The sequence below is a fragment of the Jannaschia sp. R86511 genome (assembly GCF_042466345.1).
GTDB lineage: Bacteria > Actinomycetota > Actinomycetes > Actinomycetales > JBBAYJ01 > Aquipuribacter.
The window spans coordinates 1,560,818-1,576,702 of record NZ_JAXHCD010000001.1; the positions used below are offsets into that span (position 1 = coordinate 1,560,818).

Below are 15,885 nucleotides of genomic sequence, written 5' to 3' on the forward strand. Positions count from 1 at the left end.
TACGGCTTCAGAGACGGCGGCACCGGCGGTGGTGGCGCCGCCGGTCGAGGGGTCGTCCGGGGGTGGCGCCGGGGCCGAGGTGACGGGGCCGTTGGCCGACGTCGTGCACCGGGGCGGCCGGCAGGTCGTGCTGGGCGGGCCGGGTACCGGCAAGACGACGGCGCTGGTGTCCTGGGCACTGCGCCGCAGCGGGGACCAGGGTCCGGGGCCGGTGGTGCTGGTGCCGTCTCGTCGTGCTGCCGACCGGGTGCGTGCTGCGGTCGAGGACCAGGTGGAGGGGGCCCGCGGCGACCGGGTCGCCCGCACCCCGCACTCGCTGGCCTGGGCCCTGCTGCGCGAGCACGCGCTGCGCACCGGGACCCGGCCGCCGCGGCTGGTCACGGCCAGCGAGCGCGACGAGGCCATCGCGGACCTGCTCGCCGGGCACGCCCAGGACGGCAGCGCGCCCGCGTGGCCGCCGCACCTGGACGAGCGGCTGCGCCTGACCCGGGCGTTCCGCGACGAGCTGCGTGAGATGTCGGCCCGCGCGGTCGAGCACGGCGTCGCGCCCGCCGGTCTGGCCGAGCTCGGTGACCGGCACCAACGGCCCGAGTGGGTGGCGGCCGCGCAGGTGCTGCTGGAGGCCGAGCAGGTGGCCGGGCTGCGCGGGGACGAGGCGCACGACCCCGCCTCGATCGTCGCCGTGGCCGCGGACCTGCTGGCCGATCGCGACAACGGCCTCGGCGAGTGGCTCGCCGAGCAGGTCGGGCACCTGGGCGTCGACGACGCCCAGGACCTCACCCCGGCCGCGTGGTCGTTCGTCCGGGAGGCCGCCGACGTCGTGGGCGACCTGCTCGTGGTGGGCGACCCGGACGGGGCCACGCAGACCTTCCGCGGGGCCAGCCCCGGCCTGCTGCAGCGGGCCGCGGGGTGGCTCGGCGAGCCCGGCGCCCCGGTGCACGTCACCGAGGTCGCCCGGCCCGTCCGCCGCGCGCCGCTGCTGCAGCGCGTGCAGGCGGCGGTGGCCCGCGAGCTGCACGGGGTGCGCGCCCCGGCCTGGGCGCCGGTCCCGCCGCCGGAGACGACCGGCCCCGACCGCGGTCTCGGCCACGACCGCGGCCGGGTCGGCCTGCTGGTCGGGCACGACCGGGCCGACGAGGCCGTGCTGGTCGCGGGGGAGCTGCGTCACCGCCGCCACCGCGAGGAGGACCCGGTGCCGTGGTCGCAGATGGCCGTCGTCGTGCGCAGCGTCCGGGGTGCCGACGAGCTGCGCCGGACCCTGGAGGGGGCCGGGGTACCCGTGCGGGCCCCCGGCGTGCGGGCCCCGCTGCGCGAGGAGCCGGTGGTCTCGCTGCTGCTGAGCGCCCTGGAGGTGGCGGCCGACCCGGAGCGGCTCGACCCCGAGACCCTCGAGCGGCTCTGCGTGGGCCCGCTGGGTGGTGGCGACCCCGTCCGCTGGCGCCGCCTCGTCGTCCAGGCCCGCGCGGCGGCCCGGCCGGACGACGGCCGGGCCGTGTCGGGGGCCCAGGCGCTCACCGGGGTCTGCGACGCGGTGACGGCGGTGCTGCGCGGCGAGGCCGCCGTGCCGCTCGCGGGCGCCGCCTTCGCCGGTCTCCCGCCGGCCGTGGTGGCCGCCGTGGTCCGGGTCACCGACGTCCTCGCGGCCGGGGCCCGTGCGGTGCCGGACGGCGTCGAGGACGCGCTGTGGCAGCTGTGGGACCGGCTGCGGCTGGCGGAGCGGTGGCGCCGGACCGCGCTGCGGGGCGGCCCGGACGCCGTCCGGGCCCACGCCGACCTGGACGCGGTCATGGCGCTGTTCGACGCCGCCTCGGCCTGGGTCGACCGCAACCCGCGGGGGACCGTCGGCGGGTTCGTCGCCCACCTGCGCTCGCGCGCGGTCGGCGACGACCGGCTGGGCGGTGACGGTCCGCTCGAGGCCGTCACCGTCACCACGCCCGCGGGGGCGGTCGGCGAGCGGTGGCGGGTGGTGGTCGTGGCCGGGGTGCAGGACGGCGTGTGGCCGGACCCCCGCCTGCGGGGCTCGCTGCTGGGACTGACCGACCTCGTCGAGGTGCTGCGCTCCGGCACCCCGGCCCCGGCCGGGGACGTGGCGGGGGTCGGCGGGTCGGCCGCCGGGGCGTCTCGCTACGCGGAGCTGCGTCGCCAGGCCCGCCGGGACGTCGTGCTGGACGAGCTGCGGCTGTTCCACGTCGCCGTGTCCCGCGCCGTCGACGAGCTGGTGGTGACGGCGGCGGAGGACGCGACCACCCGGCCGAGCGACCTGTGCCGCCTGGTCGCCGGGGCCGCGGGGACGGACCTGGTGACCGTCCCGTCGGTGTCGCGACGTCGGACGCCGCCGGCCCGGGAGGTGCTGGTGCAGGGCGAGCTGGACCTCGGCGTGGCCCCCGCACCCGCAGCCGGCCCTGCCCGGGGGCCCGACGCCGAGCCCGACGCCGACCGCGACCCTGCGGTGCTCGAGCCGGCCGGCCCGGGACCCGGGTCGACGCTGGTGGAGGTGACGGCGGCGCTGCGGCGCGAGGTGGTGGCCGGGCCCCGCGCCGAGGCCGCCGCGCGGCTGCTGGCCCGGCTCGGCGCCGCGGGCGTGCGCGGCGCCCACCCCCGCGAGTGGTCCTGGCTGGCCGGTCCCGGGGCCGGGCCCGAGCGGCAGGTCGCCGACCTCGGGGTGTCGCCGTCGGCGGTGGAGCGGTTCCTGCGCTGCCCCCTGCAGTGGTACCTCACCAGCAGCGGCGGCACCCTGCCGCGAGAGACGTCCCAGGGCCTCGGCACCCTGGTCCACTCGGCCCTGGAGCAGGTCCCCGACGCCGACGCCGAGTCGTTGCGCCAGGTCGTCGAGCACGGCTGGGAGGGCCTCGAGCTGGGTGACGGCTGGGTGTCGGGCTTCCAGCGTGCCCGGGTCGAGCAGATGATCGCCAAGCTCGCGGTCTGGGCGGCCGAGCAGCGGGGCAGCGGCGTCCGGGTCCTGGGCAGCGAGGTGCCGTTCAGCTACCAGGTCGACGACGTCACCGTGCGCGGCACCGTCGACCGGGTCGAGCTGACCGCCGAGGGCGGGGTCCGGGTCGTCGACCTCAAGACCGGCCGGACGGCGGTGACGGCGGCCGAGGCCCGGGACAACCCGCAGCTGCAGCTGTACCAGCTGGCGGTGGCGTCGGGCGCGCTCCCCGACGTCGACGGCCGTCCGGCGGGCGGGCTCCTGCTGTTCGTGGGCGGGCCGCAGAAGGCCGCGACCGAGAAGACCCAGCCCGCACCCGACGAGGACACCCTGGAGCAGGTTCGGGACCGGGTCCGCGCGGTGGGCCGCGACATGCGCGCGGGGTCCTTCGTGGCCCGGCCGAGCAGCGCCTGCCCGCGCTGCCCCGTGCGCAGCAGCTGCCCGACCACGGCCGAGGGTCGGCGCACCCCGCCCCCGGCCGGTCCCGACGGCCCGGAGGAGGCCTCGTGACGGTGCACCTGCAGGACGTCGAGCAGCTGGAGCGGGCGCTGGGGCTGGGCTACCACCTGGCCGACGAGCAGCGGGCCGTGGTCACGGCCCCGCTGGACAGCGCCCTCGTGGTGGCCGGGGCCGGGTCCGGCAAGACCGAGACCATGAGCCTGCGCGTGGCGTGGCTCGTGGGCACCGGCCAGGTGCGCGCCGACGAGGTGCTGGGCCTCACGTTCACCCGCAAGGCCGCCGGCGAGCTCGAGGAGCGCGTCACCCGCGCCGTCGAGCGGATGCAGGCCTGGGCCGGTGACGGCCGCCCGGACGTGTCCGTCCTGGTCGAGCGGCCCCAGGCGAGGACGTACCACTCCTTCGCCGCGGACCTGGTGGCCACCCACTCCGCCCGGCTGCACCTGGACGACGTCCGGCTGCTGGGGGAGGCGGCCTGCCACCAGCTGGTCGACACCGTCGTCCGGGACTGGGCGCACCCGCTGGACATCGGGCTCAGCCCGACGCAGGTCGCCGACGCCGTCCTGTCGCTGGCCGGGCAGTGCGCCGAGCACCGGGTGAGCCCGCAGGCACTGGCCGCGAGCCTGGAGGAGCACGTCGACCTGCTGCGTCGTCAGCACGACGCCGGCTTCCTCAAGACCCTCAAGGAGAAGGAGGTCCTGGAGGTCCTGCAGCGGCGCCACGCCCTGGTGCCGCTGCTGGTCGAGTACACCCGTCGCAAGCGCTCCGCCGGGATGCTCGACCACGGTGACCAGGTGCTGCTCGCCGCAGAGGTCGCCGGGTTCCCTGAGGTGGCCCAGCAGCTGCGCGCGGAGCACCGGGTCGTGTTCCTCGACGAGTACCAGGACACCTCGGCCGTGCAGACCGACCTGCTCGCGGCGCTGTTCGGCGGTGGGCACCCCGTGACCGCGGTCGGCGATCCGCACCAGTCGATCTTCGGCTGGCGCGGGGCGAGCTCGGGCACCCTGGGCCGGTTCCTGCGCCACTTCCGCAGCGCCGACGGCGGCCCGCCCGCCCGCTTCACCCTGTCGACGTCCTGGCGCAACCCCGCGCTGGTGCTCGACGTGGCCAACGCCGTGTCCGCGGGCCTGCGGGGGCCCGGGCCCGGGGGCACGGGAGGGCTCGAGGTGGACGTGCTGCGTCCGGCGCCCGGTGCCCAGCCCGGCCGGGTGCGCTCGGCGTACGTGGAGACCGTCGAGCACGAGGCCGACCTGGTGGCCGACTGGCTCGCCGGGCGCCGGGACGCCGCGTCGACCGCCGGGGCCGTGCCGACCCAGGCGGTGCTGTGCCGCCGCCGCAGCCAGATGAGCCGGTTCGAGGACGCGCTGCGGGCCCGCGGCGTCCCGGTCGTGGTGCTCGGCCTGGGCGGGCTGGTCGACGAGCCCGAGGTGGTCGACCTGGTGTCGGTGCTCACGGCCGCGGCGGACCCCGGCCGGGGCGACGCCGTCGTGCGGCTGCTGAGCGGTCCCCGCTGGCCGCTGGCGCCGGCCGACCTGGACGCGCTGGCGGACCGGGCGCGGGAGCTCGCCGGCGCCGACCGCGACGCCGCCTCGCTGGTCGACGCCCTGGACCTGCTGCCGGAGCCGGGCTGGACCTCACCGCGCGGGCGGCGCCTCAGCGAGGCGGGTCGGGCCCGGTGCGCGTCCCTGGCCGGCGTGCTGGCGCGGGTCCGGCAGAGCCTGCACCGGCCCGTGGTCGACATCGTCCTGGCCGCGGTGTCCGCGACGGCCGTCGACGTGGAGGTGCTGGCCGCGACGGGTGACCCGCGTCAGGGGCGCCGTGTCCTGGACCGGTTCGTGGCCGAGTCGGCCGGTTACGTGGACGTCGACGGCACCTCCACCCTGGCCGGGTTCCTCGGCTGGCTGGACGCCGCTCGCGAGGACGAGCGCGGCCTGGAGGTCGTCGACGTGGCCCCCGACCCGGCTGCGGTGCAGATCATCACCATCCACTCCGCCAAGGGGCTCGAGTGGGACGACGTGGCCGTGGTGGACCTGGTGGGCGGTGGGTTCCCGGTGCGCGAGGCGTCCGGCCGGCCCGCGGCAGGCTGGCTCAGCGGCAACGGCGAGCTGCCGTGGCCCGCGCGCGGGGACGTCGACTCCCTGCCGGTGTGGCGGCCCCACGCCGCGGTGTCCCAGCCGGACTGGCGCCGGCTCCACGAGGAGTTCCGCGCCGAGGCCGGCCTGCACGCGGCGGCCGAGGAGCGGCGCCTGGCCTACGTCGCCCTGACCCGGCCGCGGCGGTCCCTGCTGGTGACCGGGGCGCGGTGGGCCACGGGCAGCAAGCCGCGCGAGCCGTCCCCGTTCCTGCTCGAGGCCCGCGACGCGGGTGCGGTGCCGCTGTCCTGGCACGAGCCCGCCGGGGACGACTCGGACCTCGTCAACCCGCGCGAGGTGCCCGAGCTCGAGCTGCCCTGGCCGGCGCCGGCCGCCCCCACGGAGGTCCGGGCGGGTGCGGACGCCGTGCTGGCCGCGGCGGAGGCCCTCGGTGCGGTGGAGGCGTCCGGTGCGATGGAGGTGCCCGGGCCGGTGGAGGTGCCCGGGTCGGTGGAGGCGCTCGGGTCGGCGGAGGCGTCCGGGGCGGCGGAGGCGTCCGATGCGGACCCGGTGGTACGGACCTGGGAACGGCTGGTCGACGTCCTGCTCGCCGAGCGGGCCGCCGGTGCCGTCCCCGTGGTGCCCAACCACCTGTCCGCGTCACAGGCCGTCGCGCTGGCGGAGGACCCTGAGGCGGCCCTGGCCGACCTGGTGCGCCCCGTGCCCCGCCGCCCCTACCGGCAGGCGCGGCGAGGAAGCCGGTTCCACGAGTGGGTCGAGTCGCGCAGCGGCCCGCGACGCGGCCTGTTCGAGCCCGAGGAGCTCATCGGTGCGGCCGACGACGCCGAGGCCGACGACCACGAGCTCGAGCAGCTCAAGGCCCGGTTCGAGGCCAGCGAGTGGGCGGTGGCCGACGTGGTCGGTGTCGAGGTGCCGTTCGCCACACCCCTGCAGACGCCGGCGGGGCGGGTGGTGCTGCGCGGCCGGGTCGACGCCGTGGTCCGCTCCGTCGAGCCCGGCCTCGACCTCGACGTCGTCGACTGGAAGACGGGTCGGCCGCCGACCGGGCCGGCGGCCGAGGCCCGGGGGGTGCAGCTCGCGGTGTACCGACTCGCTGTGGCGCGGCTGCACGACCTGCCCCTCGAGCGGGTGGGTGCGGCGTTCTGGTACGGCAGCAGCGGCGTGGCCGGGACGACCGTCCGACCCCCGCGGCTGGCGGACGAGGGCGAGCTCGGCCGGCTGCTAGGGCGCGCCGTCGGCGGGGAGGCGCCGGCGTCCTAGCCTGCGTACCCAGGGCTACCGACCTGGGCCGAGGCGGGCCGGTCAGGGGCGTCGGTCGGGCTCGTTAGCGTCGGGCTCGTTAGCGTCGGGCTCGTCGGTGCCGGGCTCGTTAGCGTCGGTGCCGGGCTCGTTAGCGTCGGGCTCGTCGGTGCCGGGCTCGTCGGTGCCGGGCTCGTTGGCGTCGGCGGTGTCAGCGTCGCCGCGGTCGTCGCGGCGGTCGCCCTCGCCATCTCCGTCCTCAGGCGCGTCGTCGTTCTTCGGCGCGTCGTCGGCCCCCGGCTCGTCGTCCTCGCCCTCGTGGGCGCCGTCGGGCTCGTCCTCGTCGGGCTGCGCCTCGTCGTCGTCCGCCTCGTCGTCGTTCGCCTCGTCGTCGTTCGCCTCGTCGTCGTTCGCCTCGTCGTCGTCGGACTCCTCCGCCGCGCGGCGGGCCTCGTTCTCGGCCTCGACCCACCCGGCCAGCTGCTCGAGCATGCCGCGGGCGTCCTGCTGGACCTCGTCGTCGGCGAGGTCCACCCCGTGCAGGAGCCACCGCACGAGCGCCATCTCGCCGTGCAGGACGGCCCGCCGCAGCAGGTCGTCGTCGACGGCACCGTGCCGCGAGGCGCGGTAGGCGGCGAGCACCTCCTCCACAGTCTCCGGCTCGGCCCCCACCGCCAGCCAGGCCAGGTCCTGCGCCGGGTCGCCGACGTGCAGGTCGTTCCAGTCGAGCACGGCCGTGACCTCCTCGCCGGTCACCACCAGCCGCTCGGCCACCAGGTCGCCGTGGACCACCGCCGGGCTGAAGTCCCACACCGAGGTGTCGTCCAGCAGGGACTCCCACCGCTCCAGCAGGACCGGCGGCACCTGACCGGTGGCCGCGCCGCGGTCCAGCTCGCCGAGCCGGCGGCGCCGGACCTCGCCGGCGTCCCGCACCGGGACCCCGGCCCGCTCGACCACCGCGGTGGTGACGTCGTGCAGCGCGGCCAGGCTGCGCCCCACGGAGCGGCAGACCCCAGGCGAGGCCGCGAGCCGGACCAGGTCCACCGGACGGCCCCGCGGCGCGGGGAACACGATGGCGCGCCCGCCACGGGGCAGGGCCACGTCCGCCCGGGGTCGGGGCACGTCGAAGGGCAGCACGCCGGCCAGCAGCCTGACCGCCTCGGTCTCGGCCTCCACCCGCGCCCCCGCCTCGGGCGTGCGCGGGGCCAGGACCACCCACACGTTGGCGTCGGAGTCGTGCACGAGCGCGGCGTCCACGTCGTCGCGGCCGGCGTGCGCCGGTGCGCAGGCCACGGGGGTGGTGCCGGGCATGGCCGCCACCAGCAGCGCCGCGAGGGCCGCCGGGTCGCGCCGCCGCTGGGAGGGCCGGGCGGAGGCCGCCCGGCCGTCGGGACGCTCGGGGTCGGAAGGCGCTGGCACCCGCCAACCGTACGGGCGGGCGGCCCGTAAGGTCTGCAGGCGTGGCTCTCCCCGACCTGTCCTTGTCCCGCTCACGGCTGGACAAGGTCAGTCAGGACCGTCAGGCCGAGGGGCTGCTGGCACGGACCCTGCAGGACCCGACCACCTCGCTGCTGCTGCTGCGGGACGGCCGCTGCCCGGTGCACCCGGACGGACCGGGCCGGGGTCTGCGGACCCTGCGCGGGGCCGAGGCCGCCGCCGTGGTGGCGGCGCTGGGCGGGGCCGAACGGCTCGCCGCCGGCGGCGAGGACCCCGCGACCGAGGTCGTCGCCGTCCACCTGGGGCTGCTGCCCGCGGACGACGAGCGCGCCCCCGGGGCCGTGGTGGGCCTGCTGCTGCCCGCCGAAGGAGCTGGACCCGCGGTCGAGGCGGTCGCCGCGGGCCCGGCCGCAGGCACGGCGGACCCGGTGGTCGAGGCCGCCCTGGCCGAGCCGGCCGCCGACCTGCGCGCGCTGGGGACCCTGCTCCCGGCGACCGACGCCGGGGCGCTCACCGAGGCCGTCGCCCTGCACCACTGGCACCGCAGCCACCCGCGCTGCCCCCGCTGCGGCTCGGCCACCCGCCCGGCCGCGGCCGGGCACGAGCGGGTGTGCCTCACCGACGGCAGCACCCAGCACCCCCGTCACGACCCGGCCGTGATCATGACGGTGACCGACCCGGCCGGCCGCCTGCTGCTGGGCCACCAGGGCCGCTGGCCCGCGGGCCGGTTCTCGGCCTTCGCCGGGTTCGTCGAGCCCGGGGAGTCGCTCGAGGGGGCCGTCGCCCGTGAGCTGCTGGAGGAGGCGGGGGTCCGCGTGCGTGAGGTCGCCTACCTGGGCAGCCAGCCCTGGCCGTTCCCGGCCTCGCTGATGCTGGCCTTCCACGCGGAGACCGACGACACCACCGCGGTGGCCGACGGCGACGAGATCACGGAGGTCCGCTGGTTCGACCGGCCCGGCCTGGTCGCCGCCGTGGCCACCGGCGAGGTCACGGTCCCGCCCGCCGTCTCGGTGGCCCGGCGGCTCATCGAGGACTGGCTGGGCGAGCCGCTGGAGCAGCAGGCCGACTGGCGCTGACCCGTCAGCCGATGCGGGCCTTGACCTCCGCCAGCGACGGGTTGGTGGCCGCGCTGCCGTCGGGGAACAGGACGGTGGGGACCGTCTGGTTGCCGCCGTTGACCTTCATGACGAAGTCGGCCGCGTCGGGCACGTCCTCGATGTTGACCTCGGTGTAGCCGATGCCCTCGCGGTCCATCTGCGACTTGAGCCGCCGGCAGTAGCCGCACCAGGTGGTCGAGTACATCGTCACGGTGCCGGGTGCAGGGTTCTGCACGGGGTGCCCTCCAGGTCGGTCGCGGTCGGGAGGCCCCTGCGGGGCGCTCCGGGCCGCGGTCGCGGCCCAGTCATCCACAACCGGAGACCGGGCGCCGGTGTTCCCCGGACCGGCGCCCCCGGCCCCCGGGGCGGTCGTCGCGCTGGGAGGATTCGGTCCATGCCGCTCAGCCCCGCCGACGCCCCGGCGCTCCTCGCGCCGCTCGACGCCGAGCAGCGGGCGGTGGCCGAGGCGGTCCGGGGCCCGGTCTGCGTCGTGGCCGGGGCCGGGACGGGCAAGACCCGGGCCATCACGCACCGCATCGCCCACGCCGTCGCGGTCGGTGCCACCGCCGAGGACAACGTCCTGGCCGTGACCTTCACCGCCCGGGCCGCGGGCGAGATGCGGGAGCGGCTGCGCGGTCTCGGGGTGGCCCGGGCCACCGCGCGGACGTTCCACGCCGCGGCGCTGCGCCAGCTGCAGCACTTCTGGCCCACCGTCGTGGGTGGCGGGGCGCCCTCGCTGCTGGAGCACAAGGCGGCCGTGGTCGGCGAGGCTGCCTCCCGGCTGGGCGTACGCGTGGACCGCAGCACGGTCCGCGACCTGGCCGCGGAGCTGGAGTGGGCAAAGGTCGGGCTGCTGACGCCCGGCTCGTACCCCGCCGCCGCGGCGGCGGCCGGGCGGGGGGAGGTCGCCGGGCTGGACGCGTCGCTGGTCGCGCGGCTCATGGAGGCCTACGAGGACGCCAAGACGGCGCGGGGGGTCATCGACTTCGAGGACGTCCTGCTGCTGACCATCGCCATGCTGCGCGAGCGCGAGGACGTCGCCCGGCAGGTCCGCTCGCGCTACCGCTGGTTCACCGTCGACGAGTACCAGGACGTCTCCGCGGCCCAGCAGCAGCTGCTGGACGCCTGGGTGGGGGAGCGGGACGACGTCTGCGTCGTCGGCGACCCCAACCAGACGATCTACACCTTCGCCGGGGCCGACGCGTCGCTGCTGCAGGGTTTCGCGGCCACCCACCCCGGCACGACCGTCGTGGAGCTGGTCCGCAACTACCGCTCCCGCCCGGCCGTGGTCGAGCTGGGCAACGGGGTGCTCGACGCCGCCGGCCCGGAGGCCGCCGCGCCCGGCGGCGGGCGAGCGGGGGCCCGGGGCCCTGGCAGCCAGGGCGTGCGGCTGCGCGCCGTCCGCCCGGCCGGCGGGACCGATGACGGTCCGGACCTCGGGGCTCCCAGCTTCGCCGAGCACGAGGACGACGTCGCCGAGGCCGACGCGGTGGCGGCCCGGGTCTCGGCCCTGCTGGCCGAGGGCACGGCCGCGGCCGACGTCGCCGTCCTGGTCCGCACCAACGGCCAGCTCGAGGTCCTGGAGGAGGCCCTGGGGGCGGCCGGGGTGCCGTACCTGGTCCGCGGCGCCGACCGGTTCTTCGCCCGGCGCGAGGTCCGGGAGGCCGTGGTGCTGCTGCGGGGCGCCGCCAAGGGCGTCCGGGACCGGACCGACGAGCAGCAGCCCCGCGCGGGCAGCGGCGAGGTGTCGGGCTCGCTGGCCGACCGGGTCGCCGACGTGCTGTCCGGCGCGGGCTGGTCGCCCGAACCACCGACGGGCCGCGGGCAGGTGCGGGACCGGTGGGAGAGCCTGGCCGCGCTGGTCGACCACGCCGGGCGGCTGGGCGCGCAGCGTCCCGACGCCTCGCTCGCCGACCTCGTGGCCGACCTCGAGGCGCGGGCGGCCCAGCAGCACGCCCCCGTGCTCGACGGCGTCACACTGGCCACCATGCACGCGGCCAAGGGGCTGGAGTGGGACGTCGTCCTGCTGCCGGGCCTGTCCGAGGGCCTCGTGCCCATCTCGTTCGCCACCACCCCGACGGCCGTGGCCGAGGAGCGCCGCCTGCTGTACGTCGGGGTCACCCGGGCCCGCGAGGTCGTCCACCTGTCCTGGTCCCGGGCCAGGGTGCCGGGCGCGCGTGGCGCCCGGCGACCCTCGCGGTTCCTGGACACGCTGCGACCCGGCGGGGGGACGGGGGTCCCGGACGGCGCCGGGCGTCGGGCGGCGGCGACCGGCCCGGGCGGCAGGGGCGCCCGCGGCCCGCGGGCCGTGCCGCCGAGCGTCTGCCGGGGCTGCGGTGTGCCGTTGGCCACGGCGGCCCAGCGGACCGCGGGCCGCTGCGCCGACTGCCCGCCGCGCTACGACGAGGCGGTGTTCTCGGCCCTGCGGCAGTGGCGGGCCGACACCGCGGCGGTCGCGGGCGTGCCGGCCTACGTCGTGTTCACCGACGCCACGCTGGAGGCCATCGCCGAGCGCCGACCCGCCGACGTCGGCGCCCTGGTCGGCCTGGCCGGCGTCGGGGCCGTCAAGCTCGACCGCTACGGCCCGGCCGTGGTCGACGTCGTGGCCGGGGCCTCCGGTGCCGTGGCCGGTGCCGGCGCCTCGGGTGCCGGTGCCGCGGGCGGTGCGACGCCCGGGACGGCGGTCGACCGAGGCGTCTGAGGAGCCGTCCGGAGGGTCTCTCCGACAGACCCGCGTAAAAAGGGTGGCGCGCAGCCCGACGACCGTCCTACCCTTCCGAGCACGCGGTCGCAGAGGGGTCAGCCCCTGCTGCGCTCATGACGAGAGGAGGTGCCACCCATGGAGTACACGACGACCAGCTGGTCCGACGGCCACACCGCCGTCCTCGCTGCCCAGGTCCGAGCTCTGGTGCCCGCCTTCAAGCCCCGTTCCACGGGTGGAGTGCGCCTTCTCGCCGATGGCGGCTTCATCAGCGCCCCCTCGGGTCCCCCGCTCATCGACTGACGTCGGAACCACCGACACGTCGGAGCCGCGGACCCCACGGGGGCCGCGGCTCCTCTCGTCTCCCGGTCCACCCGGTGCACGTGCGGAGCTCGGCCTCCCCCTTGGCCACGAGCCAGACCCGCACCGAGCCCGTCCGGTCCACCTGACCGGACGGCCCACCCGGAGAGGAACCGACGGTGACCGTCACCGAGCACCTGGACCCGATACGACTCGCACCCGAGGACCCCGGCACGCTGCCGTGCCGGGTGCACGACCCCGAGCTCTGGTTCGCCGAGCTCCCCGCCGACGTGGAGGCCGCCAAGGCCCTCTGCGCCGACTGCCCGCTGGCCGAGCTGTGCCTGGAGGGCGCCATCCAGCGGCGTGAGCCGTGGGGCGTCTGGGGCGGCCAGCTGGTGCAGGCCGGTGTGGTCGTGCCCCGCAAGCGGCCCCGAGGACGGCCGCGCAAGGACGCCGTGGCGTGAGCACGGCAGCACCGCACGCCCCGCACGACACGGCACCACCGCACGACCCGCACGGCCCGCACGACCTCGTGCACCGACCGGTGCATCAGGAACGCCCGACCGCGCACCTGGGGTGCGTGGAGAACCCGCAGGAGACCGACATGACCTTCCTCGCCGAGGACCTGGCGCGTGCGCGCCGGGCCCAGGACCTGAGCGACGCCCGCACCGCCCGGCTGGTCGGGGCGATCCGGCGCCGTCGGGCGGCCGAACGCTCCCAGGCGCGGGCCCGCCGGCTCGTCCGCCTGGCGAGCCTCGCCGCCCAGCGCAGCGAGAACCTCGCCTCGAGCGGCGCCCTGACCGTCGCGCGGTGACGCCCGGCACCCGTCCTGCCCACCGGCCCTGAGCGGCACCCACCCGTGGTGACCGCTCAGGGCCCTTCCATGTCCGGCCGACGATCAGGCCCGGCCGAGGGTCAGATCCGGCCGAGGTTCAGGTCCGGCTGCAGGACCCGCTCAGGGTCGTTCGAACCCGGGCAGCCAGTCCTCGAGCACGTCGAGCACCGGGACCGAGCCGCCCACCTGGCACAGCACCCCGATGCCTCCCAGCCACACCCGGTGGATCAGCAGGTACTCCGGCGGCAGGTTGAGCTTTAGCCCGACCGACCACGTCGGTCGACGCGGGTCGTTGATGTGGGCGACGAGGTCGCGCAGCCACTGCCGGCTGAACTGGAACGTCTCCTCACGGGCGGGGGCCAGGAACGGCTCCAGGTACTCCAGCAGCGAGTCCGGCTCGATCTGGATCTCGTCCTTGATGAAGCCCGCCTCTCGCAGACCGGTCACCACGCCCTCGCCGTCACCGCGCAGGGCGGCGTTGAGCAGCACCGGCACCTCCGCCGGCATCCCGTCGGGCAGGTGCTTCACCGCCCCGAAGTCCAGGACGCCGAACCGGCCGTCCGGCATGAGCAGGAAGTTGCCCGGGTGGGGGTCCGCGTGGAGCAGCCCGGCCAGGTGGGGCCCGGCCAGCAGCAGCTCCGCGTAGTGCCGGGCGGCGGTGTCCCGCTCCTCCTGCGTCCCCGAGGCGATGACGGTCGACAGCGCCACGCCCTCCAGCCACTCGCTGACGATGACCTTCTCGCCGCCGGCCAGCACCTGCGGGACCGCGAACACCTCGTCGCCGTCGAAGGCCTCGGCGAAGGCCCGCTGCGACGCGGCCTCCAGCGTGTAGTCCAGCTCCTCGGCCATCCGGGAGCGCAGCTCGGCCAGGATCGGGTTGATGTCCAGGCCGGGGATCCAGGACGCCCCGAGGCGGCCGGCGCGCGTCACCTGCTCCAGGTCGGAGATCAGCGCCTCGCCCGCGCCGGGGTACTGCACCTTGACCGCGACGGTCCGGCCGTCGTGCCACACGGCCTTGTGCACCTGCCCGATGGAGGCTGCCGCGGTCGGCCGGTCGTCGAAGTCGGCGAAGCTCGAGCGCCACTTCGCCCCGAGCTCCTCGGCCATGACCTTGTGCACCGTGCTGGACGGCATGGGGGGCGCGGCGTTCTGGAGCTTGGTGAGGGTGGCCCGGTAGGGGGCCGCCATCTCCTCCGGCAGGCCGGCCTCGAAGATGCTCATGGCCTGGCCGAACTTCATCGCCCCGCCCTTGAGCTCGCCCAGGGTGCGGAAGATCTGCTCGGCCGTGCGGGCCTGCATCTCCGCGGCCACGGCCTCGGCGGACCGGCCGCCGACGCGCTTGCCGATGCCGAGGGCCGCCCGTCCGGCGATACCCAGGGGCAGCGCGGCCAGGCGGGCGCTGCGGGCCACGGTCCGACGGGGGAGGTCGCTCACGCAGCCATGGTCGCACCGGTGCCCGTGGTCGGCGCGGGAGGGTCGGTGACGGCCTGCTCGGCGCCACGGGCCCCGACCGCGGCGGGGTCCGGGTCGGGGTCCGGGTCGTCGTCCGGGTCGGGCTCCGGCCAGCCGACGCAGCCGCAGACGGGGTGGGCGGACCAGCGCCGCCAGTCGGTGGCGCCGCCCGGTCCGAGGTGGACCTCGACGCCGGCGCGGTCCGCGGCATGGGGCGCGCCGGCCAGCACGGCGAGGAGCCCGCTGGTGAGCGCGGTCGCGGCCGCACCGGGCTGCCGCACGCGACGGGACTCGCGGCGCAGCTGCCGCACGGCGTCCGCCCAGCCGGGGTCGAGGTCGCGGTGGTGCAGGTCAAGGCAGTGCAGGCAGGGGCCTCGGCCGGGCACCACCAGGGGGCCCACCACCACCTCGTCCGGACGCACCACCACCGGCAGGTGCAGGGTGCCGCGCTGGACCAGCGGGATGCCCGCGGGGGCGTCGGGGACGTGCGCGCTGACCAGGACGACCAGGTCCGGGTCCTCCGGGCAGGCGGTGCGCACGTCCGGACGCAGCCGGTGGACGGCCTCCGCCGCCACATGGGCCGCGCGACGGCCGACGTCACCGTGCTGGGCGCCCCCCGGGAGCACGTCGTGCGCCGAGACCGTCGCGTCGTCGACCAGCGCGCTGCGCGAGGCGCCGGCCGCAGCCAGGGCGACCGTGAGGGCGACGCCCAGCCCGGCCCCGCCGACCACCGCCACCTGGGCCCCGGCCAACGACGGCCGCCCGGGTCCCCGGGCCCCGTCACGAGCCCGGGCGGCCGCCGGACCGCCGCCGGCCACCGGGGCGGCCCGGCCGACCGGACCGACGAAACCACCGGTGCCGGCGAGGGCGCCGGCGCCGGCCAGGAGCTCCAGCAGCGTGCGGGCGCGAGGGCCGGGCAGGCCCAGGCGACGCACGGTCTCGGCCAGCTCCCCGGCGGAGGGGGCCCGCTCCAGCAGGGCGAGCAGCTGCCAGTCCGCCGCGGTCAGGCCCTCCAGCACGACCGCCCCTGATCCGCAGCCCAGCTGCAGGTCGTGCGGACCGCGCACCGTGCGGGCCAGACCCGGGCGCCAGCGCACCGGCCCACCGGGACCGGCCCCGGGACCCGCCTCGCGACCCGGCTCGGAACCGGTCCCGCGACCCGGCTCGTCCCGTCCTGCCTGCCCGTCCCCGGCTGCCACGGCGTGAGCGTGGCAGCGCCGGTCGGGCGCGCGCGGGCGTCGTCCACAGGCCCGGAGGGAGCCGGGTGGGCCATCCTCGGGGCATGGACGCCCTCGACGACCTGCTGCCGCTGCCCGACCTGGCCGTGCGCCGCGACGAGCAGGACC

Annotated in this window: 11 protein-coding genes; 7 read left to right on the top strand and 4 right to left on the bottom strand. The window is 77.6% G+C overall.

Translation table 11 applies throughout. From position 1 onward, the window contains the following. The first annotated feature begins 28 nt into the window (after positions 1 to 28). Entirely contained in the window at positions 29 to 3,439 is a 3,411-nt protein-coding gene (locus SJY06_RS07550; protein ID WP_380166206.1) for a PD-(D/E)XK nuclease family protein, read from the top strand. After that, positions 3,436 to 6,738 (top strand): UvrD-helicase domain-containing protein, encoded by a 3,303-nt coding sequence (locus SJY06_RS07555; protein WP_380166208.1) that lies wholly within the window; start codon positions 3,436 to 3,438, stop codon positions 6,736 to 6,738. The genes SJY06_RS07550 and SJY06_RS07555 overlap by 4 nt, the downstream gene beginning before the upstream one ends. Positions 6,739 to 6,780: 42 nt before the next feature. Here SJY06_RS07555 and SJY06_RS07560 read toward each other — a convergent pair whose 3' ends face one another. After that, the gene (locus SJY06_RS07560; RefSeq protein WP_380166210.1) at positions 6,781 to 8,136 is read right to left on the bottom strand and encodes a phosphotransferase; all 1,356 of its coding nucleotides are present in this window, start codon (positions 8,134 to 8,136) and stop codon (positions 6,781 to 6,783) included. Positions 8,137 to 8,177: 41 nt separating this feature from the next. Here SJY06_RS07560 and nudC point away from each other — a divergent pair, with 41 nt between their 5' ends. After that, complete coding sequence (nudC, locus tag SJY06_RS07565; protein WP_380166212.1) at positions 8,178 to 9,230, top strand: NAD(+) diphosphatase; 1,053 nt, start codon at positions 8,178 to 8,180, stop codon at positions 9,228 to 9,230. 4 nt (positions 9,231 to 9,234) lie between these two features. Here the strand turns inward: nudC and SJY06_RS07570 are convergent, their stop codons facing one another. Beyond that, positions 9,235 to 9,486, bottom strand: coding sequence for a mycoredoxin (locus tag SJY06_RS07570; RefSeq protein WP_380166214.1), 252 nt, complete (start codon positions 9,484 to 9,486; stop codon positions 9,235 to 9,237). A 159-nt stretch (positions 9,487 to 9,645) separates the two neighbouring features. On the opposite strand from SJY06_RS07570, the gene SJY06_RS07575 reads away from it, so the two are divergent. The 4 genes from SJY06_RS07575 (at position 9,646) to SJY06_RS07590 (ending at position 13,066) form a co-directional block, all read left to right on the top strand. Beyond that, entirely contained in the window at positions 9,646 to 11,952 is a 2,307-nt protein-coding gene (locus SJY06_RS07575; RefSeq protein ID WP_380166216.1) for an ATP-dependent DNA helicase UvrD2, read from the top strand. 138 nt (positions 11,953 to 12,090) lie between these two features. Further along, positions 12,091 to 12,255, top strand: coding sequence for a hypothetical protein (locus SJY06_RS07580; RefSeq protein ID WP_380166218.1), 165 nt, complete (start codon positions 12,091 to 12,093; stop codon positions 12,253 to 12,255). Between the two features lie 176 nt (positions 12,256 to 12,431). Then, a complete protein-coding gene (locus SJY06_RS07585) occupies positions 12,432 to 12,716 on the top strand; it encodes a WhiB family transcriptional regulator (protein ID WP_380166220.1) in 285 nt (94 codons plus the stop codon). After that, positions 12,713 to 13,066, top strand: a complete 354-nt coding sequence (locus tag SJY06_RS07590) for a hypothetical protein (protein ID WP_380166222.1) — start codon at positions 12,713 to 12,715, stop codon at positions 13,064 to 13,066. Before SJY06_RS07585 ends, SJY06_RS07590 begins: the two co-directional genes overlap by 4 nt. A gap of 141 nt (positions 13,067 to 13,207) precedes the next feature. Here the strand turns inward: SJY06_RS07590 and SJY06_RS07595 are convergent, their stop codons facing one another. Both SJY06_RS07595 and SJY06_RS07600 read right to left on the bottom strand, forming a co-directional pair. Further along, positions 13,208 to 14,521: an ABC1 kinase family protein gene (locus tag SJY06_RS07595; RefSeq protein ID WP_380166224.1), complete on the bottom strand. Its 1,314-nt coding sequence runs from the start codon at positions 14,519 to 14,521 to the stop codon at positions 13,208 to 13,210. Further along, positions 14,518 to 15,738, bottom strand: coding sequence for a ThiF family adenylyltransferase (locus tag SJY06_RS07600; RefSeq protein ID WP_380166226.1), 1,221 nt, complete (start codon positions 15,736 to 15,738; stop codon positions 14,518 to 14,520). Before SJY06_RS07600 ends, SJY06_RS07595 begins: the two co-directional genes overlap by 4 nt. Positions 15,739 to 15,885: the final 147 nt, after the last annotated feature.